Annotated in this window: 20 protein-coding genes; 6 read left to right on the forward strand and 14 right to left on the reverse strand. The window is 37.1% G+C overall.

Annotation, left to right across the window (positions count from 1 at the left end; all coding sequences use genetic code 11):
• The first annotated feature begins 61 nt into the window (after nt 1-61).
• Both hxlA and hxlB read left to right on the forward strand, forming a co-directional pair.
• Nucleotides 62-694, forward strand: coding sequence for a 3-hexulose-6-phosphate synthase (gene hxlA / locus BMSHG_RS20300; RefSeq protein WP_019156312.1), 633 nt, complete (start codon nt 62-64; stop codon nt 692-694).
• Nucleotides 695-701: 7 nt separating this feature from the next.
• Complete coding sequence (gene hxlB / locus BMSHG_RS20305) at nt 702-1,259, forward strand: 6-phospho-3-hexuloisomerase (protein WP_019156313.1); 558 nt, start codon at nt 702-704, stop codon at nt 1,257-1,259.
• A gap of 159 nt (nt 1,260-1,418) precedes the next feature.
• Here the strand turns inward: hxlB and BMSHG_RS20310 are convergent, their stop codons facing one another.
• A complete protein-coding gene (locus BMSHG_RS20310; RefSeq protein WP_019156314.1) occupies nt 1,419-1,835 on the reverse strand; it encodes an NUDIX hydrolase in 417 nt (138 codons plus the stop codon).
• A gap of 175 nt (nt 1,836-2,010) precedes the next feature.
• On the opposite strand from BMSHG_RS20310, the gene BMSHG_RS20315 reads away from it, so the two are divergent.
• The gene (locus tag BMSHG_RS20315) at nt 2,011-3,552 is read left to right on the forward strand and encodes an ATP-binding protein (protein WP_019156315.1); all 1,542 of its coding nucleotides are present in this window, start codon (nt 2,011-2,013) and stop codon (nt 3,550-3,552) included.
• 242 nt (nt 3,553-3,794) lie between these two features.
• Here the strand turns inward: BMSHG_RS20315 and BMSHG_RS20320 are convergent, their stop codons facing one another.
• Entirely contained in the window at nt 3,795-5,894 is a 2,100-nt protein-coding gene (locus BMSHG_RS20320) for a heavy metal translocating P-type ATPase (protein WP_087946647.1), read from the reverse strand.
• A 7-nt stretch (nt 5,895-5,901) separates the two neighbouring features.
• Entirely contained in the window at nt 5,902-6,276 is a 375-nt protein-coding gene (locus tag BMSHG_RS20325; protein ID WP_019156317.1) for an ArsR/SmtB family transcription factor, read from the reverse strand.
• Between the two features lie 223 nt (nt 6,277-6,499).
• Between BMSHG_RS20325 and BMSHG_RS20330 the strand changes: the two genes are divergently transcribed.
• Nucleotides 6,500-6,904 carry a hypothetical protein gene (locus tag BMSHG_RS20330; protein ID WP_148347000.1) on the forward strand — a complete coding sequence of 135 codons (405 nt, stop codon included), beginning with the start codon at nt 6,500-6,502 and terminating at the stop codon, nt 6,902-6,904.
• Nucleotides 6,905-6,984: 80 nt separating this feature from the next.
• On the opposite strand, the gene BMSHG_RS20335 is transcribed toward BMSHG_RS20330, so the two are convergent.
• The 5 genes from BMSHG_RS20335 to BMSHG_RS20355 all read right to left on the reverse strand — a co-directional run bounded on the left by BMSHG_RS20335 (nt 6,985) and on the right by BMSHG_RS20355 (nt 14,416).
• Nucleotides 6,985-8,865, reverse strand: coding sequence for an oxidoreductase (locus tag BMSHG_RS20335; RefSeq protein WP_148347001.1), 1,881 nt, complete (start codon nt 8,863-8,865; stop codon nt 6,985-6,987).
• A gap of 111 nt (nt 8,866-8,976) precedes the next feature.
• Nucleotides 8,977-10,857 carry an oxidoreductase gene (locus BMSHG_RS20340; protein WP_019156320.1) on the reverse strand — a complete coding sequence of 627 codons (1,881 nt, stop codon included), beginning with the start codon at nt 10,855-10,857 and terminating at the stop codon, nt 8,977-8,979.
• Nucleotides 10,858-11,022: 165 nt separating this feature from the next.
• Nucleotides 11,023-12,402 carry a PTS transporter subunit EIIC gene (locus tag BMSHG_RS20345; protein WP_019156321.1) on the reverse strand — a complete coding sequence of 460 codons (1,380 nt, stop codon included), beginning with the start codon at nt 12,400-12,402 and terminating at the stop codon, nt 11,023-11,025.
• Nucleotides 12,403-12,459: 57 nt separating this feature from the next.
• Nucleotides 12,460-13,878, reverse strand: coding sequence for a glycoside hydrolase family 1 protein (locus tag BMSHG_RS20350; protein ID WP_019156322.1), 1,419 nt, complete (start codon nt 13,876-13,878; stop codon nt 12,460-12,462).
• Nucleotides 13,879-13,909: 31 nt separating this feature from the next.
• A complete protein-coding gene (locus tag BMSHG_RS20355) occupies nt 13,910-14,416 on the reverse strand; it encodes a PTS sugar transporter subunit IIA (protein ID WP_019156323.1) in 507 nt (168 codons plus the stop codon).
• Between the two features lie 315 nt (nt 14,417-14,731).
• On the opposite strand from BMSHG_RS20355, the gene BMSHG_RS20360 reads away from it, so the two are divergent.
• A complete protein-coding gene (locus tag BMSHG_RS20360) occupies nt 14,732-15,307 on the forward strand; it encodes a TetR/AcrR family transcriptional regulator (RefSeq protein WP_019156324.1) in 576 nt (191 codons plus the stop codon).
• A 57-nt stretch (nt 15,308-15,364) separates the two neighbouring features.
• Here BMSHG_RS20360 and BMSHG_RS20365 read toward each other — a convergent pair whose 3' ends face one another.
• Nucleotides 15,365-15,784, reverse strand: a complete 420-nt coding sequence (locus BMSHG_RS20365) for a universal stress protein (protein ID WP_019156325.1) — start codon at nt 15,782-15,784, stop codon at nt 15,365-15,367.
• Between the two features lie 27 nt (nt 15,785-15,811).
• Nucleotides 15,812-17,275: a SulP family inorganic anion transporter gene (locus BMSHG_RS20370; RefSeq protein WP_019156326.1), complete on the reverse strand. Its 1,464-nt coding sequence runs from the start codon at nt 17,273-17,275 to the stop codon at nt 15,812-15,814.
• Nucleotides 17,276-17,454: 179 nt separating this feature from the next.
• Between BMSHG_RS20370 and BMSHG_RS20375 the strand changes: the two genes are divergently transcribed.
• Nucleotides 17,455-17,997 carry a recombinase family protein gene (locus BMSHG_RS20375; protein ID WP_019156327.1) on the forward strand — a complete coding sequence of 181 codons (543 nt, stop codon included), beginning with the start codon at nt 17,455-17,457 and terminating at the stop codon, nt 17,995-17,997.
• 318 nt (nt 17,998-18,315) lie between these two features.
• Here the strand turns inward: BMSHG_RS20375 and cydC are convergent, their stop codons facing one another.
• From cydC to BMSHG_RS20395, 4 genes are read right to left on the reverse strand one after another with little or no spacing between them, the layout of a single operon-like run.
• A complete protein-coding gene (gene cydC, locus BMSHG_RS20380; protein WP_019156328.1) occupies nt 18,316-20,034 on the reverse strand; it encodes a thiol reductant ABC exporter subunit CydC in 1,719 nt (572 codons plus the stop codon).
• Nucleotides 20,009-21,739: a thiol reductant ABC exporter subunit CydD gene (gene cydD, locus BMSHG_RS20385; protein WP_019156329.1), complete on the reverse strand. Its 1,731-nt coding sequence runs from the start codon at nt 21,737-21,739 to the stop codon at nt 20,009-20,011. The genes cydC and cydD overlap by 26 nt, the downstream gene beginning before the upstream one ends.
• The gene (gene cydB / locus BMSHG_RS20390; RefSeq protein WP_019156330.1) at nt 21,739-22,752 is read right to left on the reverse strand and encodes a cytochrome d ubiquinol oxidase subunit II; all 1,014 of its coding nucleotides are present in this window, start codon (nt 22,750-22,752) and stop codon (nt 21,739-21,741) included. The genes cydD and cydB overlap by 1 nt, the downstream gene beginning before the upstream one ends.
• Nucleotides 22,742-24,142 carry a cytochrome ubiquinol oxidase subunit I gene (locus BMSHG_RS20395; RefSeq protein WP_019156331.1) on the reverse strand — a complete coding sequence of 467 codons (1,401 nt, stop codon included), beginning with the start codon at nt 24,140-24,142 and terminating at the stop codon, nt 22,742-22,744. Before BMSHG_RS20395 ends, cydB begins: the two co-directional genes overlap by 11 nt.
• Between the last annotated feature and the right edge of the window lie 284 nt (nt 24,143-24,426).

The following is a 24,426-nucleotide window of genomic DNA, read 5'->3' on the forward strand; positions in this document are numbered from 1 at the left end:
CCTCTTTTTTTAAAACACCTTTATTATTCTGCACAATAAACTATTACGAGGAGGAACATCAATGGAATTACAATTAGCTCTAGATTTAGTAAACATTCCAGAAGCACTTGAATTGGTGAAGGAAGTAGAAGAGCATATCGATATCGTTGAAATTGGTACGCCTGTTGTTATAAATGAAGGACTTCACGCAGTTAAAGCGGTGAAAGATGCCTTTCCTAATTTAAAAGTCTTAGCTGACCTGAAAATTATGGATGCAGCAGGATATGAAGTAATGAAAGCTTCTGAAGCAGGTGCTGATATTGTCACGATACTTGGTGCTTCAGAAGATATGTCTATTAAAGGTGCAGTAGAAGAAGCTAGAAAACAAGGTAAAAAAATCCTTGTTGATATGATTGCTGTTAAGGATTTAGCTGGTCGTGCAAAAGAAGTAGATGCATTAGGTGTTGACTACATTTGTGTTCACACGGGCTATGATCTTCAAGCAGTAGGAAAAAATTCTTTTGAAGATTTACAAACGATTAAAAGTGTTGTTAAAAATGCGAAAACGGCCATTGCTGGTGGGATTAAGCTTGAAACACTTGCAGAAGTAATTAAAGTTCAACCTGATTTAATCATTGTTGGCGGCGGGATTACGGGCCAAGCTGATAAAAAAGCGGCTGCAGCAAAAATGCAAGAAATGATTAAGCAAGGGTAATATCCCTATGAAGACTACTCAATATTTAGCAGAAATACTGAAGGAATTAAATCGTTCAATTGACTTTATTTCTGATGATGATGCTGAAAAATTAGTAAATGACATTTTGGAGTCGAACAAAGTCTTCGTTGCTGGGGCAGGAAGATCTGGTTTCATGGCTAAATCCTTTGTAATGCGAATGATGCATATGGGCATTGATGCTTACATCATCGGTGAAACAGTTACACCAAACTTTGAAAAAGGGGACATCTTAATTCTTGCGACAGGTTCCGGTGAAACAAAAAGTCTTGTTGCCATCGCAGAGAAAGCAAAAGCAATCGGTGGCACGATTGCGGCTGTCACTATTTTTCCATCATCGACGATTGGTCAATTAGCCGATTATACAATTGCAATGCCAGGATCCCCTAAAGATCAATCTGATGGTGTATACTCAACGATTCAACCAATGGGATCGCTATTTGAACAAACATTATTATTGTTTTTTGACTCTCTCATCTTAAGGTTCATGGAGAAAAATGGTCTAGATACGAATAAAATGTACGGCAAACACGCTAATTTAGAATAGGTAAAAGAAGGATTGCTCTGGTAGCAATCCTTCTTTTTCAATTAATCTTCAGTTATTTCATATACGATAAATTCCTGCTAACGGATAATTAGTAAAAATAATATAATTAGAAAAAGACACCTTGAATTCAATATCTTCCTTTCATATATGCAGACATAGTTAATCTAGCAAAGAAAAAACCTGTTGCCTTTCAAAATCTTGCAAAATATCAGGAGTCAATAGTGCTTTCAATTGCTCTTTTGTTGCCCATTTATAGTCAACATGCTCTTCAGAAAGTGCAACCTTTATATGATTAGGTCTGCACAGATAGGTAAGAATGACGACTTGCCTTGTTGGATCCGTATTAAAACTTGTTGCAAACAAAATTTTTTCTACCGCAACATCGATACCAACTTCTTCTTCAATTTCTCGGACCAATGCAGATTCTAAATTTTCCCCGAATTCAATTTTCCCTCCAGCACATTCCCAAGTTCCAGCACCAACCTCATCATGGTCTGAGCGTTTGACGATCAATGCCCGACCTTCATGGACGATAACACCCTTTACGGCTACTACTGTTTTATTTACATTTTCCATTACTAGCACCTCTCTATTAAAAGACTTCCATCTTTATTATATAGGAAGTAGGACACGTCCTAGAGCCCATTTCCAATTTGTTTTTACTTTAATCCCTATTAAATTATTAGAAAAAAAGGAATTTATCAAAAAGTGTCAAAATTAATAGGTAAAAATACTTATAACGAGGGATAAGATGAACAGACAAATTGAATATATTGGTGCAAAGATAAAAAATAGTAGTAGTGAAATCTTTCAAAGACCAGAGATTCAAATGTGGAAATCAAGCTGTTCACTTGATGAATCAAGCATCTCTTGGAGCACAGCAGAAATGATCATTAGACAATTAGGGGAATTGGTTATTAGTCAAAAGGACCAGCATAAAAATGACTTCTTAGCCCTTGTAGATTTTTTTGGTCATACTCTCATTAAATCGAGTGGCTCTCTTGACCAGTCCATTCAATTCATGAATTTAATTCGGCTAACGATTCTTGATTTACTTGAACAAGAACTTCGGAATTCAAACATTACGATAAATAGCTATTTCGATGTAACTAAGATCATTGAAGATTTACACCAGCAAATCTTAAATTCTCTTATCCATATTTATAATGAAGAAATGTCTTTCATGAGACTAGAATTAAATGAATCAAAGGAAAACTTGAAAATGACATTAAGAGAATTGGCAGAGTTAGAGAGTGTCTTAAATGAAGTGACTCTTTTTGCGATTACCGATCGTGAAGATCGAATTTTATATGCAAACGATAAATTTTGTCAGTTATATCAATATACAAAAGAAGAATTACTAGGAAAAAAACATGAGATCTACTCTTCTAATCATCACCCTACCTCTTTTTTTAATGACATATGGGCTACGATCCAAAACGGAGAGATATGGAGAGGAGAAATTCTCAATCAAGCAAAAGACGGGACAAAGCATTGGCTGGATACCACCATCATCCCATTTGTTGATGCAAATGGTGAGCGTTATAAACATATTTCGATTCAATATGATATTACGGAGAAAAGAAACACAGAAGAGACACTACGTAAAACAGAGAAACTTGCGATGATTGGAGAGTTGGCAGCAGGGATTGCCCATGAAATAAGAAATCCATTAACGACGATCAGGGGCTTTGTACAGCTACTAAATGAAAATGGGATTGATTCCTACTTTGCAGATACAATCCTAGATGAAATTGATCGAATTAATTTCATCGTCAATGAATTTATGGTCTTTGCAAAGCCCCATCAAATTCATTTCAGTGAATGTAATCTTCATCAGATTTTATCAAGTGTCATTAAATTTCTAGAACCTGAAGCAAACCTAAAAAATGTGCATATTGAAAACCACTTCGCAGAAGAGGAACTTTGTATCCCAGGGGAAAGGAATCAACTTAAACAAGTATTTTTGAATTTAATCAAAAATTCAATTGAGGCGATGCCGAACGGTGGAACGATATGTACTTCGATAGTCAAAACCGAAGACGAAATATCCGTCATCATTATCGATCAAGGAATTGGAATGAAACTAGAGCAGATAAAAAAACTAGGAGAACCCTTTTTCACGACCAAACAAAATGGCAATGGCTTAGGACTTATGGTGAGCTACAAAATCATTCAAAATCACAAAGGAAGGATACAGGTCGACAGTCAATTGAATGAAGGCACAACCTTCAAAATTACTTTTGAAACTCCAAGAAAGAATCAAATAATAAATGAAGCTAATGCCGTGTAATTTTTGTATCATGAAGACCGATTTGCTCTGGATCCACCTAAGGTTGGTCTCATGACTAATTTCACTCTGCAACCATCCGAAGTTGGTCCCATGATTCTTTTATGAGTGCTAATTTGCTCTTAATCCACTGAAGATGTTATCATAACACCCTTACGCTTTATCTTTTTTTGATAGTGACTGGAATGTTAGATAAATGCCCGTTTCTTTTGAAGGGGTATAAGAAACATTCCAGTCAAACAATCTCACTTTTCGTCCTTCACTAAAAGGAGTCTTAGACTATTCAGAGTGACAAGTAAGGTGGCTCCCATATCGGCAAAGATGGCAATCCACAGTGTTAGCCAACCTGGAATGACTAGAAGTAAGGCAATCAGTTTGATTCCTAGCGAAAAAGTAATATTTTGCTTGATAATCGCTAGTGTTTTTCTACTTAGCTTTACAGTGAACGGAAGCTTATCAAGATCGTCACCCATCAGAGCGACATCCGCAGTTTCTAATGCGGTATCCGTTCCTACACCACCCATAGCGATCCCTACGTTTGAAGCAGCTAAAGCTGGTGCATCATTGATCCCGTCTCCCACCATGGCCACGCGTGTATATTTCTTTTGCAACTCTTTGATAAAAGATAACTTATCCTGTGGCAAAAGCTCTGCTTTAATATCAGACACTCCTGTTGAATTTCCAATCGCTTTCGCTGTACCTTCATTATCTCCCGTTAACATAATCGTTTTTTTGAGTCCGAGAGCATGAAGCTTCTCGATAACGTTGCGACTGTTATCCCTTACTTCATCTGCCACAGCGATTAACGCCAACACCGCTTTTTCGGAACCAGCTACCATTACCGTTTTTCCTTGATTTTGTAGTGAAGCGATTTTATCTTTTACTTCTTTTGAAAAGCCATGAATATCTTCCAAAAAGTGAGGACTTCCTACATAGTAAGTCTCACCGTTCATAATACCCTTTACCCCTTTGCCAGTAATAGAAGTAAAGTCATGAACTTCAAAATTCTCATAATCACGCTTTTCCTCTTTTGCTTTTTTCAAAATGGCAGAAGCTAAAGGGTGTTGAGAACGTTTTTCCAAGGCCGCAATGATGGTAAATAATCTATCTCCATCTCGTAAAGGCAGAAAATCGGTTACTGCAGGAACTCCTCTTGTAAGAGTACCTGTCTTATCAAAGGCAATCGCTTTAATAGAACCCATTTCCTCTAAATGAATCCCTCCTTTGATCAACACCCCATTCCGTGCGGCATTCCCTATCGCTGTCACAATGGAAACAGGCGTCGATACTACAAGAGCACAAGGACAACCTACTACTAATACTGCCAATCCTTGGTAAATCCAGGTGCTCCACTCTCCCCCGAAAAGTGGCGGAATGGCGGCGACAGCAAGAGCAACTAACATGATGAACGGCGTGTAATACTTTGCAAATCGATCTACAAACGCTTGAGAAGGAGCTCGTTCTGCCTGTGCTTCTTCGACGAGGTGAATGATTTTGGCAATCGTTGTATCATCAACATGCTTCGTCACCTTTACTTCTAAAAGTCCCTCTTCATTTAACGTGCCAGCAAATACTTCATCATCATTCGTCTTTGTTACAGGTACTGACTCTCCCGTAATAGCAGCTTGATTGACTGCTGATGTTCCTTTAACGACCACTCCATCCATGGCAATTTTTTGTCCTGGTTTCACGATCATGATATCTCCGATTTGGATCTCTTCAACGGCAACGCTCATGTCCTGATTACCACGGCGGATGAGCGCTTCCTTTGGGGCAATCTCCATTAATGAGCGAATCGATTGCCGTGCCTTGTCCATTGAGTATTTTTCAAGGGCCTCACTTATGGCAAAAAGAATAACAACGGTAGCTCCTTCGCCCCACTCACCGATGATCGCTGCCCCTATTACAGCAATCGTCATTAGTGTTTTCATATCAAAAATGAGTTGCAGTAAATTTTTCAGCCCTGTATAAAATAATCGGTATCCACCAATGAAAATGGATGCTCCGTATGCAATCGTGCTTACGATATATTCTTCGCCATATTGATGTCCCATCGCCCATCCCATTAGAAGGAAAAGGGCTGAGATTAGGACCGAAGCATGTTTTTCAAAAAAAGGTTCTTTCTTTTCCTCAAATCTTGCTTTTTCCGGAGTCAGTTTTAAGTTCTCAAACGCCCCTGCTTTTTCAAGTTCATCTATGGTCGCATTCCCATAGAAAGTGAGCTTGGAGGCACCGAAATTTACATTAGCATCCATAACACCATCCAGGTGCTTTACGTTTTTTTCAAACGTATTGGCACAGCTCGCTCAGGAAAAACCTTGAACACGATATACTTGTTTGTCCATAGTTTGTCTAGTTGTTTTCTCCAAGTATTTTCCCCTCCTTTTCATGCGTGAAGGCCAATTGAATGAGTTGTCTCACATGATCATCATCCAATGAATAAAAAACTAATTTTCCTTCTTTCCGATACTTTGCTAAGCCCATATTACGGAGCAATCGCAAGTGATGTGAAGCTGTAGCAGTTGTGCAGCCTACAATATTGGAAACATCACATACACAAAGTTCATCCTCTTCACTTAAGGCAAATGCTATTTTCAATCTTGTATCATCCGCCAATGCTTTAAACATTTGAGACACCGACAGCGTATGATGTTTAGAAATCGATTCTTTCACTCGATTCACTTTAAGCTCATCAACACATGTCACTTCACATACATCTTGTTTCATTATGCCCACCTCTTATTCAAATACCTATTTGATTATTAGTGTATGAAAGTTAAACTGAATAGTCAAATAGTTATTTGAATGTTTGAGTAAAATGATGAAATAACCGCTATAAATTGTTCAATTTCTCTCCATGTATTTAATTCTAAAAATCATATACTTATTAGTAGAGAGCACTACTTCATTTATTCTTTAACATCCATTATATAAGTGAAAGAAGATGTGAATGATGAATAAAGAGAGAACACTTTTCTATTGGATTGGAAGCTTGTTATTAATCGTCGCCATCGGTGCCATTTCTGCAGGCATCGGGTTTATACTTGAACCAGACGGCCACAATATTGGCATGTCTGTCGATCTTTTGAGGAACTCACCGTTTGAGGACTTCTTCATTCCTGGAATCGTTTTGTTCACGATCAATGGGGTTGGAAGTTTAATAGGAAGCATTATAGCATTGAAACGTCACCCCTTAACCTGCACCGTTACAATTGTTCTTGGAATGATCATGATGATTTGGATCGGAGTCCAAGTATACTGGATTGGTTTAATAAGTATTTTGCAACCTATCTTTTTTGGCATCGGAATGATGGAGATTGTTTTAGGGATTGTTTTGTTTAGAAGAGTTCGGTAATTATTTCGTGCATTTAGCGTGTTCTAAAATTTCGTTCAAAAATAGGAACATCCCCACAATGGAGATGTCCCTTTAAATTTTTATAAATTCGCTGCTATAAAATACGCTTCTCTAGTAGCGTCCATCACGTTTCTAACTTGTTTTGCATCACCGATCACAAAGGTATCTGGAACTAGTCCATATAATGCTTGAACTAAGTTTTCTTTCGGTCTAAAACCTGTAGACAATATCACAGTCGTTGCAGGAATAAAGCTTTCTTTTCCGTCCTGTACATAAATTACTCCATCATTGGTGATTTCCTTACAAAATGAGTTTAGATGTAATTTTAGCGTTTTCTCTTTTTCCATTGTTTGTCGTAGACCAATTCGATAGAGCATATTTCCATTTGGCGCATACTCACTACTACCTTGTAAGATAGAAACATTTCTCCCTTTATGGGCTAATTCGATGCCTAATTCACACCCTGTAGAACCACCGCCGATCAGTACCACATCTTGACTAATTTGATCTAACCGTTCGTAGACATCCAATGCTTGCACAACATGCGGTTGATCAATCCCTTTAATAGGGGGAGAGAATGGTTCCGCCCCTACCGCAATAATGATTGCATCAGGCGACAAAGCTTTTATTAATTCTGGTGTGGCCTCGGTAGATAGCTTAACCGTAACATTCGATTTATTAATTTGAGTAATTAAATAGGTTAAATACTTATATAAGTCAATTTTTATTTCCTCAAACTTCGCATACCATAGAGCTCCACCAAGTTCCTTCTTTTTTTCAAGAAGTACTACATCATGACCTCTTTCATCAGCAACGAGCGCCGCTTTTAATCCAGCTGGTCCACCACCGACAATCACGACTTTCTTTTTCTGTTTTGCTTTATCTAATTCTAATGGAACTAAATGAGTTCTTGAATACCGTGGATTAACAGAACAACCAACATTCTTTCTATCTGTTGAAATATGATAGCAATATTGACATCTCAAGCAAGGAACAATATCCTCATCACGCCCCTCTTTTGCCTTTTGTGGCCAAAAAGGATCAGCAATTAAAGGTCTCCCTAAAGCAACAAAGTCTGCTTTTCCTTCAGCAATCACCGACTCTGCTTCATCTGGGCTCATAATGGCTCCGACAACTGTTACAGGTATGCTAACATTTCTTTTAACTTCAGCTGCCCATTCCACATTAGGCATATGCCCCTTAAATATCGTAGGAGCCATGTGGACATTTCCTTCATGATTAATATCGAGACCTGCGGAAATATGAACCATATCAAGTTTATCTTCGACTAACTTAATAAATTGAAGTACTTCACCGAATTCGATTGAGCCATCCACACATTCGTAGGCACTTATTCGCATATCGACTACAAAGTCTGGACCAACAGCTTCTCTCACTCTATCAATAATCATCTTAGGGAATTTTACTCTATTTTCAAAGCTTCCTCCGTATTCATCTGTTCTTTTATTGAATAGTGGTGATAGAAATTCCGCAGGTAGCCAACCATGGCCAAAATGAAGCATCACTAGATCAAAACCAAATTCCTTTGCGTTTTTAGCTGTTTCGGCCCAATCATTTGCGACTTCATCCATCATTTGTTCATCCATTGCTCTGACTTCGGTACCATCTTCTCTTGTAAAACTCACTGGTCCTATCGCGTAATCATCAACACGTGCATATTGACCAGAATGAATAATTTCTAGTGATGCTTTAGCACCTGCTTGATGGGCAATAATAACACGTTCTCTTGTTGCCTCACGTTGATACTTGTCAAAAGCATAGGGTTCATCTGGTTTGGAATAACTTGCTCTCTTTCGACTTGCGTTGACACTACCAGTAATAATGGTTCCTGCCCCGCCTATTGCTTTATCATGGTAAGGACCTGCCGGAGTTGCAATTATACGATTATGAAATACTAGATTTTTTACTTTTAGTGGTTTAAATAAATTGGGAAATTTCACTTTTTCCACCTTCCACTTCCTATTCAATTTACGTAAAACAATCATTCCCGGGAAAATTGAAAAAGTTAGTTAAATTTACATTGTGCTACCACTACTCTAAAGAGTGCTTGCTCACAGATTTTTCGCTATAAAATAACCTTCTCTTGTTGCGTCCATAACATTCCTTACTTTATAGGCATCTCCGATGACAAATGTATCTGGTACAATACCGTAAAATGATTCTACAAGACTAGAATTGACTCTCATTCCTGTTGATAAAATTATAGATTGGGCAGGAATAAACTTTTCTTGTCCATTTTGTATATACGTAACCCCATCTGCTTTAATTTCCTTGCAAAAGGAATTCAACTCCCAATTCAAAGATTTTTCTTTTTCCATTGTTTGTCTCAAGCCAATCCGATAAAGGAGATTTCCGTTAGCCGCATATTTATCAGATCCTTCTAAAATCGTTACTTTTCTACCACTTCGTGCTAATTCAATGCCCAGTTCACATCCTGTAGAACCTCCGCCAACTATTACAACCTCTTGTCCAAGCTTTTCAATTTGTCCGTACACATCTAATGCTTGTAAAACATGTGATTGCTCAACGCCTTTTATTGGTGGTGTAAAGGGATTTGCTCCAACAGCAATTATAATAGCATCAGGATTTAGTTTCGCTATTAATTCAGGAGTCGCTTCACTGTTTAATTGTACTGAAACAGTAGATTTTTTAATTTGTGTAACTAAATATTTCATGTAATTGTATAAATCTATTTTTAACTCTTCATATTTTGCATAAATTAATGCGCCACCCAGTTCTCCTGATTTTTCAATAAGCACCACTTCATGACCGCGTTCTGCTGCGACTATGGCAGATTTCATTCCTGCTGGGCCTCCACCAATCACGACCACCTTCTTTTTATTCTTAGCATGATCCAATTCTAATGGAACCAAGTGTTGCCTTCTATATCGAGGATTAACTGAACAACCTACATTTTTCCTGTCTGTTGAAATATGATAGCAATACTGACATCTTAAACATGGAACAATGTCTTCATCCCGACCTTCTTTTGCCTTTTGTGGCCAGTATGGATCTGCAATTAAAGGTCTTCCTAATGCAACAAAATCTGCTTTGCCTTCCGCAATAATATTCTCTGCTTCAGCTGGACTCATAATCGCACCGACAACAGTTACAGGAATCTTCACATTCCTTTTCACCTCTGCAGCCCAATCCACATTTGGCATATGCTCTTTAAAAATTGTAGGAACTGCATGAACATTGCCTTCATGATCAATATCTAACCCTGCAGATATGTGAACCATATCAATTTTATCTTCGATTTCTTTTATAAATTTTAAGACATCTTCAAATTGGATTGATCCTTCAACACATTCCGAAGCGCTGATGCGCATATCTATAATAAAATCAGGACCAACAGCCTCCCGAACACGTTCAATTATCATTTTGGGAAATCTCATTCGATTTTCCAAACTACCACCATATTGATCTTCTCTTTTGTTAAATAACGGAGACAAAAATTCTGCTGGAAGCCAGCCGTGTCCGAAGTGTAGCATGACAAGATCAAAGCCCATCTCCTTTGCATTCTTTGCAGTTTCTTCCCAGTCATTGGCAACTTCGCTCATGTCTTTTTCATCCATTGCTTTTACCTTTGTTCCATCACTTCTCGTAAAGCTTACTGGTCCTAAAGCATAATCATCTACACGAGCATACTGACCAGCATGAATTAATTCCAATGACGCTTTTGCTCCAGCTTGTTTAGCGACAATCACTCGTTCTTTTGTTTTTTCTCGTTCATATTTATCAAATATATACGGGTCATCTGGGTGTGAATAACTCGCTCTTTTTCTACTCACATTTGCACTCCCAGCAATAATGACTCCGGCTCCGCCAATGGCTTTATCATTATAAGCACCAGCAGGAGTTGCTATGATTCTATTAGTAAATACTACATTTTTTATTTTCAACGGTTTAAATAAATGAGGAAACTTCACTTTTTTTCACCTTCCAATTTGCTTAATTTATTTTCTTTTGTATCCCCGGGGAAGTAGAAAAAAAGACATTATATGAAACACTATACATTTTCTTTTTAAAGTCCATATTAATAGTTACATGTTTAACTACTAATATGGACAAATGGATAATACATAAATTACCGTTTAAACAGTCTTATTTTTTAAGAATTTTCCTTTTTCCATTAAGAATGTAACAATGAAACCAACAGCAATTGAGGAGAAAACACTAAGCATATAAAACGGAAAAACTTCTGTTGCTGCTGCAAACGCTGGCAAACCAAGAATACCCCCAAATGCAAAAGCTTTAACATATACTTGAAAGATCCCACATACGATTCCGCCTGCGGCACCACCTAATATCAAAGCTAAGAAATAACGCTTATTCTTCATACAAATACCATATAATCCTGGTTCAGTAATACCTGATATCATATTTACAAACGCTGCAGATCCAGCAACTTCCTTAATCTTCTTATCCTTATTAAATAATAGGACCGCTAAAGTGATTCCTAATAGGGCATAGCCTCCCATTCCCCCAGCGGCTAATGAATATTCAAAACCTTGTTCAGAAAGTATTTGTAATTGTATCGGTAAAATAATCCAGTGTAATCCAAACATAATAACAAATATAAAAAATGCTCCGGACACCAGACTTAAAATGAAGACATTTCCATCAACAAAAAATTGATATCCATTAGCAATTGCTTGAGCAAGTATGTTACCAATAGGTCCAAATACTACTAAAGAGAGAGGAACCATTAAGATAATAGATATCAAAGGAACAAGCATGAATTGTAACGGCTTTGCCAAATACTTCTTAAGAAATTTCTCTATATAACTAAAAGCCCACATTGCTACGATAATAGGAATAACTGTATTGGCAAAGTTCATCGCCGTAAATGGTATTCCGATTAAACTTAATTTTTCCCCTGAAACTAAAATGGCACTTAAATCAGGATGCATTAATGCCGCTCCAATGGTAGCCCCAATATAAGGATTTGCTCCGAAGCGACTAGCTGCAGTAAATGCTAGTAATATTGGAAAGAAATATAACAGAGCATTCCCTACAGCATTAAGCGTAATATAAGTAGTGCTATCTTGAGAGATCCATCCAAAATTCTCTGCTATAGCAACTAATCCAATCAAAATACCTGAAGTAGCTAATACTGGAATATATGGAGTAAAGATTGCAGAGATAGTTGCTAAGAAACGATCAAGTAAACTTCCCTTTTCTTCTACTGTTCCCTCTGCATTTGAACGTTCCTTCTCAGAATTAAACTCACCTATTAAATCCGTAATAGCTCTGTACACATGTGACACTTCAGTACCAATAATTAACTGATAATTGCCGTTTTTATCAACAAGTCCTAAAAAATGGGGATTTTTTTCGATTGCATCTTTATCCAATTTACCGCTTTCATATAAGGAAAATCTTAATCTAGTTGCACAGTGTGTTAATGACTTTATATTTGCCTTTCCACCTAATGAAGATAGAACTTCATCAGCTACATTTTTATAATTCATTCATATATCCTCCTCCGGACATTTTACATGCTTAGAAAAACCCACATCAAAAAACGCTTACATTTCATTCCCTAACGTTCTTCCATTTGATTCAATAACGCCCTTATACCAATAGAAACTCTTCTTTTTGTAACGTTCTAATGTACCAGTTCCATCATCATGACGATCCACATAGATGAAACCATATCTTTTTCTTAATTCTGCCGTAGAGGCACTAACGATATCTATACAGCCCCACGCAGTATAACCGATAACCTCCACACCATCTTCGATCGCTTCTCCCACCTGGATGAGATGGTCTTTTAAATACTCGATACGATAATCATCAATGACCGTTTTATTTCCTTCATCGTCTTCCACTAAAATGTCTCTTGCCCCAACCCCGTTTTCAACAATGAATAATGGTAGTCTGTATCGATCATATAATTCATTTAAAATATATCTGAGTCCTTGAGGATCTATCTGCCATCCCCATTCATTTGCTCTTAAATATGGGTTTGCTATCCCACCCAAAATATTTCCTTTGCTATTAGCCTTCTTGTTTGTGTCCGCTGTTTCACACAAACTCATATAATAGCTAAGTGAAATAAAATCTACCGTGTGTGTTAAAATCTCCTTATCTTCTGGCTCCATTTTAATTTGAATATTTTGCTCCTTAAAATAACGTTTCATATAGCCAGGGTATTCTCCTCTTGCATGTACATCAGCAAAAAACATAATTTCTCTTTGCTTTTGCATCGTTGCAATAACATCATCCGGTTTAGGAGACAGAGAATATATCGGTACCGCCAAGATCATACAACCAATTTTAGCATTAGGCATCATCTCACGCCCTAATTTAACAGCCATTGCACTGGCGACAAATTCATGATGAATCGCTTGGTATAAGTCTTGCTTTGTTAATTTATCTTTATCAGTATAAATTCCTCCACTACAAAATGGCTCGTATAGAATTGAATTTATTTCATTGAATGTTAACCAATATTTCACTTTGTCTTTATATCTAGTGAAAAGGGTCTTTACATATCGAATATAAAAGTCTATTAACTTTCGATTTAACCAACCATCATATGTTTTTGACAAATGTAGCGGTGTTTCATAATGAGAAATAGTCACAATTGGCTCAATTCCATATTTTTCACACTCATCGAATACCTTATCGTAGAACTGTAATCCTAGTTCATTAGGTTCAAGTTCATCTCCATTTGGAAAAATTCTTGACCACGCAATGGAAATACGAAATGCTTTAAATCCCATTTCTGCTAGTAATTTTATATCTTCTTTATACCTATGATAAAAATCAATCCCTACTAGTTTCATATTATCTGGAGTAGGCTCTTCTGTAATTGGGCCCATAAAACCTTTAGGCGTCACATCTTGAATGGACAATCCCTTACCATCAACGTTGTATGCTCCCTCAGATTGGTTTGCAGCAATGGCCCCTCCCCATAAAAAAGTTGCCGGAAAATCTTTCATAAACCATGTCCCCCTATTTAAATTGAACGATTTATTCAGTAATAAGTTCAATTACGGTTTCTAATTCTTGCACCACTTTGTCTGTAAGACCCACCACTTCCTTAAAAGAAGAGGAGTTACAAATAATAACCGGAGAAATAAGATCATAGCCTTGTTTTTCGATACTATCCATGTCAAATTCAAGCAGTAGGTCCCCTGTTTTTACTTTTTCTCCAGAAGAAATTAATGAATGAAAGTATTGCCCCTTCAAATTCACTGTATCTAGACCAACATGGATCAAGATTTCTGCTCCGCCATCCGAGATTAATGTAATAGCGTGTTTGGTCTCAAACACAGAAACCACTTTTCCATTAACAGGAGAAAATACCATTCCTTTTGTAGGTAAAATAGCTATACCTTTTCCCATCATTTCTGTCGAAAAAACAGGATCGTTCACTTTACTTAAAGGAAATACTTCACCAGCAATCGGCGCTTTGATTGCGTTTTCAAATTTTTGACTTTTTTTGAATACGTTTTTAACCTTTGAAGATTTGAACATCATTAACCTCCAAGTTGATTTAAAAAATGTTTATGTTCAAGATCATAGAACAAAATAAAACTTCTAAATTCAGATAAGCTTATCTTAACTTCATCTTATGATTAGACAAATTTTTCAGCAATCATTAAAATTTTTCATAATGTCTGAAAAACCAACAAATTTGTTAATATTGTCGGAAACATTAAAACTTTTTAGAAATCTGGTATATAATCTTATAAAATGGATTTCTTTTTGAACATGAGTTGTTACAAGTAGCAATAGCAGTGTGTTCTTTTTTTATCAAAATGAATTGATAACATAAAGGAGAGTGAAATAATGCTTTCAGATGAAAATCGGGAGGACCGAAGAGTTCGAAGAACAAAGAGAATGCTGAAGAGAGCATTTATTGACATTCTTTATGAGAAGGAATACAAAGATATTTCGGTAACTGATATTGTAGAGAGGGCAGATTACAATAGGAGCACTTTTTATTTTCACTATAAATATAAAGAGGAATTAGTTGAAGAACTTAATGAGAGTATGGTTAAAGGACTCATTACCTCTTTTTTTGATTGTTTTCAAAAAGGTGTTGAGAATGTTACGTCTAAAGACATTATCATTTTTGATCACATTTACAAAAAGAAAGATTTTTATAACCTATGGAAAACTTCCGAAGCAATACCCAATATTCAAGAAATGTTTATTGATCAATTTTCTGTTGCCTTTAAAAAAGAACTTTTGAATATGTATAACATCAATAGTGAAGTGAATATTGATTTATACGTTACCTACCATGCTCAAGGAGTACTTGGCTTAATATTGGACTGGATAAAAACGGACTACGCACATTCATCCACGTATATGTCGAAACAATTATTGAATTTGTTAAATATTAACCAATTGAAAAACTAAAGCGGATCCCCAATGACCCGCTTTAGTTTTTCCAAAATTTATATTATGATATCAAATTTATTTAACCACCAAAACCGGACAATTTGCCCTCTTTACGACTTTATGGCTGACACTTCCAAGGACCATTTCTTGCAAAGTGTTCAATCCTCTACTTCCAATCACCAATAACTCTACCTTTTCTTTATTGGCATATTCAACAAGAGCTGGTCCTGGTTCTCCATGCAATATTTTAACCGTATATGTGAGCTGATTGCTTTTCATTAATTCTTCGACTGGCAGCAACCGATTTCTTCTCGCAAAATCCAATTCCTCTTGTCCTTGTGCGTGCAAGACCTCACTTTTGGATTTCCCGAAATCCGCCACATAGACTAACTCTACTTGGCTATCATTTCCTAAAGATGAGATTTTAACAGCTTCATTTGCCGCTCTCACTGAGTGTTCAGAACCATCTACCGCTAATAAGACTTTTTTGTACACCATACTCACTCCTAATCTTGATTAACATCAATGTGAAGATAGTTTTGCATTTGAGTCATTAAATATCGCTAACTTATCTACCAGCTTTTTGCTTGCTGCATTTAGATTTTTAATGATTACGGCATTTTGATTTTCTCGACATTTCATGACTACCTTATCAATCGCACCTACTGCTGAGTCATCCCAGACATGAGCAGTAGAGAAGTCAATAACGATTTTTTGGTTTTCTGATGTAAAGTCAAATGCATCTACAAACCCATCCACAGATGCGAAGAAAAGCTGCCCTTCCACATCAAAGATTATTTGCTCCCCTTCGCTACGCTTTGTAACTTTTATCGAAGAAATTTTTGCTACAAAGAAAATCGCACTTAAAATGACGCCTGCAATAACTCCTTTTGATAAATCATGGGTGGCAACTACAATCGAAACAGTTGCTAGCATGACTACCGCATCCGTTTTTGGAGCTTTACGTAAATACATAAATGAACTCCAATCAAATGTTCCGATCGATACCATAATCATAATTCCTACGAGGACAGGCATTGGGATCTGAACAACTAAGTCGCCCAGCACGATAATCAAAAACATCAAAAATACCCCTGCAATCAAAGTGGACAATCTTCCTCTTCCCCCTGATTTCACATTAATAACAGATTGACCAATCATTGCGCATCCTGCCATGCCACCAAAGAAACCAGTGACAATGTTGGCGATCCCTTGCCCTCTTGCTTCTTGATTTTTATTGCTTTCAGTTCCAGTCATATCATCAACAATTGATGCCGTTAACAGGCTTTCTAATAGACCGACGATCGCTAATGAAATCGCATAAGGAAAAATAATCGCCAATGTTTCAAATGTAAATGGAACATTCGGGATTAAGAATGTCGGCAATGTTTGCGTGATCGTTCCTAAATCGCCAACCGTTCTTAATTCTACTCCTGAAAAAAGGGTAACTGCTGTTAGGACAATAATCGCAATCAATGGAGCTGGAATAGCCTTAAAAAATCTTGGTACGATATAAACAATCATTAGAGTAATCGCCACAAACACATATGTTAAATTCGAAATTCCAATAAAATGTGGAACTTGTGCCATAAAAATTAAAATTGCTAATGCATTTACAAAACCAATCATGACCGCTCTTGGGATAAATTTCATTACCCTTGCTACTTTAAATACCCCAAATAAAATTTGGATAACTCCCGTTAAGAGTGTAGCAGCGAATAAATATTCTAACCCGTAATCCCTAACCAAAGGAACCATCAATAAAGCCATCGCACCCGTTGCAGCTGAGATCATCCCAGGTCTTCCGCCTGCAAAAGCAATTACAACCGCCATTGTAAAAGAGGCATACAGCCCCACCATCGGATCTACCCCAGCAATTATCGAAAAAGCAATTGCTTCTGGTATGAGTGCTAATGCCACAACTATTCCAGAAAGGATATCCCCTTTTATATTAAAACACCATTCTTTTTTTATCTTTGCAACCACTTTGTAAAAACCTCCAAAAATATCGTAAACTGATAAAAACAACATAAATATAATAAATATGATAAAAATCAAAAACTCACTTTGAAAGTTTATCACCCATCTTCCCAAAATGGAACCCTTTCAGGAAGAATATCTATGGTATAATGTTTAAAATGTTGTGATACTAGGAGATTTTAACAATGCTAATCGGATATATGAGACCTTCCCATGAAGACCCAAACTGTGAAGAACAGCAGAAAAAATTAATTGAGAACGGTAGTAGTCGCATCGTTTCTGAAGAACACTCTTCTCCCAAGAAAAGGGCGCAACTCAAAAACTTAATGGATAACCTTAATAAAGACGATAAAGTTATGGTTACAAAACTATCTTCTTTCGCAGACTCCTCTCGTCACCTAGTTGAGTTACTAGAAATGTTGAACTCCAAAGATGCTTATTTTTTGTCTCTCAAAGAAGGAATTGATACAAGTAGAAAGCGTCACCTTCATTTCTATGAAACGGTCAAACATCTCGTCGAATTTCAAAGTGATTTGATAAGCGAAAAGACGAAACAAGGACTATCTGATGCGAAGGATAAGGGTGTCAATACAGGAAGACCAAGAAAACCAGACGAAAATGTTCAGCGGGCCATTAAAATGTATCAAAGTAAAAACTATACTTTAGCGCAAATCAAGGATGCAACGGGGATAAGCAAGTCAACCTTATATCGATATTTAGAGAATTAAGCAAGGTACAATTAAGTCAGTTAGGGGGAGCAAGAGCGCAAGCATATTACAAGCGCTGTACATAACTCGAATGGCCTGTTCTTTCAATGAAGGAAATCCAATGAGCGTTAATGAATCAAGATTGACTTGACCATAGGGATGGTACCTGAATTATAATAGGTGACGAGCGCTGAAGCTGGACGTAGATGTACTAAATTAAAAAGTTGTCCACCGCTGCGAAATCTAATTTATCCCGCTCTGTAAAAACACCATTTTCTTCATCTACTTATCTTAATTCTATTCAAATTTTTTTCTATTTAAACTGGTTTCCTCTTTCCTTTACCCTTTATCCAATTCATAAAGGCTTCGGTAACGTTCGCTTGTTTTCATTAGCAGTTGATGGTTTCCTTCTAAAGCGATCTTTCCTTTTTCCATAAAGAGTATCTGATCTATTTTTTCCATGCCCAAAAGGTGGTGGGTTACCCATATAACGGTTTTATCTTTCAATGTAGTAAAAATGGTTTCGATTAGATCTGCTTCGATTCGTGGATCTAAACCAACGGTAGGCTCATCCAAAATGACAATTGGAGTATCCTTCAATAATATCCGTGCTAGTGCAATACGTTGTCTCTCGCCCCCAGAGAAAAGAGCTCCCGTTTCTCCCATTTGAGTGGCTAATCCTTTCGGTAAGGAATGAATGTATTGATCGAGTTTCACTTGACGGATGACTCTTTCAATTTCTTCTTCAGTTGCATCCTCATTTCCCAAACAAATATTATTTTCTACAGTTGTAGCAAATAGATAAGGTTTCTGGTTCAACACGCTAATCATTTGATAGATATCTTCTCCATAATCACTTGGAGCAAAGCCATTGATCAAAACCTGACCTTTGGTAGGGATAAGTTCGCCTAATAGAATTTGTAATAATGTAGATTTCCCTGCACCACTTTTTCCTAAAAGAGCTACCTTTGCTCCTGGAGAAATAGATAGGTCAATACCTTTTATCGTATCCTCTATAGATCCTCTGTATCGATACTTAAGTCCATTAACGAAAATATCCGCTTCTTTTCCTAAAGATACATTACTATATTTCTCCTCAAACCCATTGCTCTCAATCATTTCAATTCTCTTTAATGACTCTTGATATGTCGGAATTTTTTCCACTGCTCGTGAAACAGGAATTAATCCTTCAATAATTGGCAGTGTTACGAGTGTGAAGGCAGCAATATAGGTAGAGGCAATCTCCCCTGCATCAACTGCCAATCCTGCCCAAATGCCAACCATTATTAGAATCATGCATGAAAGAATTCGCAGATGTAATTCTCGCGATTGATTCCAATAGGACATCTTTCTTTCCACCTGAGCCATCTGCTCACTTTCTTTCGCAAATTTCTCCAAAAACTGCTCTTGTCCCCCTCTAATTAGCCAGTCTGTTAATCCAAATATCGTATCTGTCAGCGTTGTGTATAGGTTACTTTTACTTTCTTTAAGCTTTAACTGATTATTTTTCATTAAAAATAAGGAGAGCAGTGGATAAACAAACACTACAAAGCTTAAACAAAAACCGATCCAAAGGGCAAATTTCCAATCAAATAAGGAAAGTGCCACAACAGAACTAGCAAATAAGAATAAAGCCACTATTACCGGAAATATTGTGCGAATAAAGACATCCTGTAAATGTTCAATATCATCTGCCAAGGTCCCTAATAGGTCTCCGGCTTGAAAACGGGACCGAATAAATAAGGCTTGCGGTTCAATTACACGATATAGGCTTACTCGCATGATGCTTAATATTCTCAGTACAGTATTATGGCCTATTAGCCTCTCGATATATCTTGTAACAGCTTGAGAAATCCCAAAGGTTCGAACTAAAACAATTGGAACATAAAGCATGAGAATATTATAAGGTTGAAGGGCGGCACTTGAGATCAAGTATCCAGAGGTGAAGGTGAGCATGGAACTCCCTACCACTGTCATAACACCAAATAATATCGCCAATGCAATCCAATGGGAATACTGTTTAAGGTAAGGCTTAACATATACTTGGAAGTACTTCATGCTTCTCCTCTCCCTTTAATGCCTTAATCAAATGATAGTAGGAACCTTTTTTGTGATACAGTTCTTCATGCGATCCTGACTCCACCAACTTACCATCTTCAAGCATCAAAATAATGTCCATTTCCTTCATCCAATGCAGGCGATGGGTGGCAAAAAAAACCAGCTTGTTTTCTAAAAGAGGCATGATCAATCTCTTTAAATCATACTCTGTTTCAATATCTAAATGGGCAGTGGGTTCATCAAAGAGCATGATCGGCCTCTGCTGAAGCAAAGAACGTGCCAACGCAACTCTCTGTTCCTCTCCTCCACTTAAATTCCGACCAGCCTGTCCAATCATTTCTTCTAGGCCATTAGGAAGACTATCAACTAATTCTGAAAGCCCTGCCCTTTTAATTGCTTTTTCGATTTCTAGTTCTGAGGAATTGGGTGCATACCAACCAATATTGTCACGAACAGAACCAGAAAAAATATAAGGATGCTGCGGTACATATGTCACCTGTGATTGCCAGCTATCGATTGAAAAGCTACTTATTTCTTGATCATTATAAAAAATGGTCCCTTCATTTGCTTTTGAAAGACCTGCCAATATATCAATAAGTGTAGACTTACCTGCACCAGAGTGGCCAACAATACCAATTTTTTGAAAACCTTTTATTTGGAAATTTATATTTTTTAAAATCGTTCTTTCTTCGTCCTCAATCATTCTAGCTAAACCGGTAATCGCTAAATGACTATGATCATTCCATAGTGGAAGCTTATTTTCATTTAACTTCTTTGCTTCATCTACTTCATTTAGGATTCCTATTATATTCTCTCCTGCCTCTTTGCCATTCATGGTTGCGTGATAATCATTTCCAAAGGAACGAATGGGCATAAAATATTCTGGTGCTAGAATAAGAATCATTAAAGCTGACTCTAATCCAATTTTCCCATCAATTAGACGAAGTCCTAACTCTACTGCTACTACCGCAACAGATAAACTTGAAAAGAAATCCAAAGCAAATGTAGACAAAAAAGCTAAGCGCAAAGTTCGAATTGTTGCTGCTCGATATGCCTCACTAACGGTCTCAATAGCATGAACATGCGATTTACTTTCACCAAGAAATTTCAGTGTTACAAGCCCTCTCAAGGAATCGACAAAATGATTGGATAGAAGATTGAAAGAGTTCACTTGCTCGTCAATTTTCTTTTGCGCAAGTAATCCAATTAAAATTAAAAACACGATCATAATCGGCATTGTTAGCAAAAGAACGATACCTGAAAGAAGATCAATATAAAAAATATAGATTAAAATAAGCAAAGAAATACATCCCACCGATATTACTCGAGGGATAAAAAGTTCAATATATGTGCGGAAATTGGCTATTCCATCAATACATAAAGTAATAAGACTGCCAGAACCATATTTTCCAATTTTCCTAGGCCCTAATGCAAATATTTTTTCAATTAGTTTCCTCTGATATTCTATAGAGATTCTTTCAGCATAACGATAGGAAATCCTGTCCTTCCACCATTGAAGAAAATATCTAAGGATAAAGAAACCAGCAAAGCCACAAAGTGAAGGAAGGACAGCATTAATTGCTGCCCCTTTAAAAAACTTTGTTATAACTGCTGATAAGTATATTGCCTGCAGAATAATGGAGACTCCTTGGGCAATCGTAAGCATTCCTAATAAGAGCGTAATTTGCTTGTTCATTACTTTCATTAGTATTCTAAATGCTCCTTATGGGAAACTCTTCTTCTGAATACATAATAGCTCCAGATCGTATAGCCTAGAACAATCGGTACCATCGTTCCAGCCACAATTGTCATGACTTTCAACGAGTATTGACCTGAAGCAGCATTATAGACCGTTAAGTTATTTGCCGCATCCGTTGAGCTAATTAACACATTAGGGAAGAGAGCTATAAAGAACGATGCAGTAACTAATACCAAAATCAAACCAGTTGCAGCAAAGCTGTAACCCTCTTTTTTCCTCTTAAGTAAAGGATACAGAGCTAAATATAAACCAATTGCAACGATATAAAGTGGCAATAAAATGGACCCTCTATCTACAAAAGCGTCCGTATACATATACGTAAGTGTTATAAAAAGGATAACGACAATCCCTGTTGCAAAATATACCTTTTGCGCTAATTGATTCGCCCGCTCACGCAAGTCTCCTTCCGTTTTCAATCCTATAAACATCATTCCATGTAAGATTACGAGCAAAACAAAAGCAATTCCACCCACAACTGTATAAATATTAACGACATCTGTAAATCCTACTGTCATATTCATGTTCTCATCTATCGGTAGTCCTTTAATAAGACTGGAAAAGAGAACTCCAAGTAAAAACGGTGGTAATAAGCTTCCTAAAAATATCGCCCAATCCCATGTCTTTATCCAGCCAGCTGACGTAGATTTCCCTCTAAATTCAAAAGCCACACCACGTGCAATTAAAGCAAGAAGGAGCACAACAAATGGGAGATAATAACCGCTAAATAAGGTGGCATACCAATGTGGAAAGGCGGCAAACATCGCACCACCAGCAGTGATTAACCATACTTCATTAGCATCCCAGAATGGGCCGATGGTATTGATTAAAATTCTCTTTTCTAGGTCATCCTTCGCTAAAATTTTCGTCCCTATTCCAACACCAAAGTCAAAGCCTTCTAAAAACACAAATCCAACAAAGAGAATTCCCACAAGGAGAAACCAAAGTTCACTAAGCTCCACGTCTTTTCCCTCCTTTTAAAAACGGATCGGTGTCGATATTTCCCTCACTCGAAGCAACGTAAGGACCATTTTTAATAGTCTTAATAAATAGATAAACCATCGCAATGGCAAGTAGTGTGTAAATAAAAGAAAAAGCAATTAATGAAAACAAAATACTCCCCGCTGAAACATTGGGTGATATCCCATCAGCTGTTGTCATTAAGCCGTTGACAATCCATGGTTGGCGTCCCATTTCGGACATAATCCAACCCGAGAAATTCGCTATGAATGGGAACGAGATTGCTGGAACCATCCATTTTAAGTAACCAGTGCTTGTTTCCAGATTTCTGCGCCACCCTTTTATTAAACCAATAAGTGTAAGGAAAATCATTAATCCTCCTGCTGCAACCATAATTCTAAAACTCCAGAAAGTGGTTTTGACTGGTGGAATATAATTCCCCTCGCCAAACTCTTGAACATACTCACTCTGGAGTGTATTCATGCCCTCTACTGCCCCATCAAATTCACCATACGCCAAAAAGCTAAGTAAATATGGAATTTCTAATCTCATTGATGTTTCCTTTGATTCCGTATCAATATTAGCAACGACCGTCCAAGGTGCTGGATCCGCTGTGTCTTCCCAAACTCCTTCTGCTGCTGCCATTTTCATAGGCTGTGCCTCTATTAAATATGTAGCTTGTGAATGTCCTGATATAGCAATCCCCATAGTAGATATAATTCCGATAATCATTGGTATTGTCATAGATTTCTTGAAAAACTCAACATCTTTTTTCTTTATTAGCTTCCACGCACTTATCCCAAGTACAAAAAATGAGGCTGTTGCTAGACTTGCGAATATTGTATGAGGATAGGCTACAAGCACCTTCGGATTCGTTAACACAGCAAAGAAGTCATTCATCTCTGCTCTTCCATTTTGGATCGCAAAGCCAAGTGGATTTTGCATAAAAGAATTGGCCACTAATATCCATAACGCTGAAATGGCCGTTCCTATGGAAACTAGCCAAATACATGCTAAATGAAGTTTTTTAGGTAGCTTATCCCATCCGAATATCCACAGACCTATAAAAGTCGACTCAACGAAAAATGCTAGAAGTGCTTCAATTGCTAGCGGAGCACCAAATACGTCCCCTACAAACCTAGAATAGCTTGACCAATTCATCCCAAATTGAAATTCTTGAATAATTCCTGTTACTACCCCAACAGCAAAATTTATAAGGAAGAATTTCCCCCAAAATTGAACCATGCTTTTGTAGATTTCCTTTTTCTTTACAACATACATAGTTTGCATGACTGCGATGATAAATGCTAAACCAATAGAAAGCGGCACAAAAATAAAATGAAAAAGAGTCGTAGATGCAAATTGAATCCTTGCAAGAATTAGTTCTTCCACACTTTCTCTCCTCCTTTCTGTTTATTTAAATTCAATATAGCAAAATTAAGAGAATTATTTGTGAACGCTAAAAGGAAATATTGTTACAAATCAAGCAATTTTTTATTAATTTCTTTTTTATAAAGCACTAAAGTCCTCCAATTTACACTCACTCAAGTAGCATACTTCGATTTTAATATAGTAACTGTAGGAAATAGAACTTGCACCTTTGTCCCTTCTCACGACATTTCCATACTCGGCAAACATTTTATCGTCCTTCCTTATCGGATGACATCGTAATGGGG

It is taken from the genome of Robertmurraya massiliosenegalensis JC6 (genome assembly GCF_000311725.1).
In the GTDB taxonomy this organism is placed as follows: domain Bacteria; phylum Bacillota; class Bacilli; order Bacillales; family Cytobacillaceae; genus Robertmurraya; species Robertmurraya massiliosenegalensis.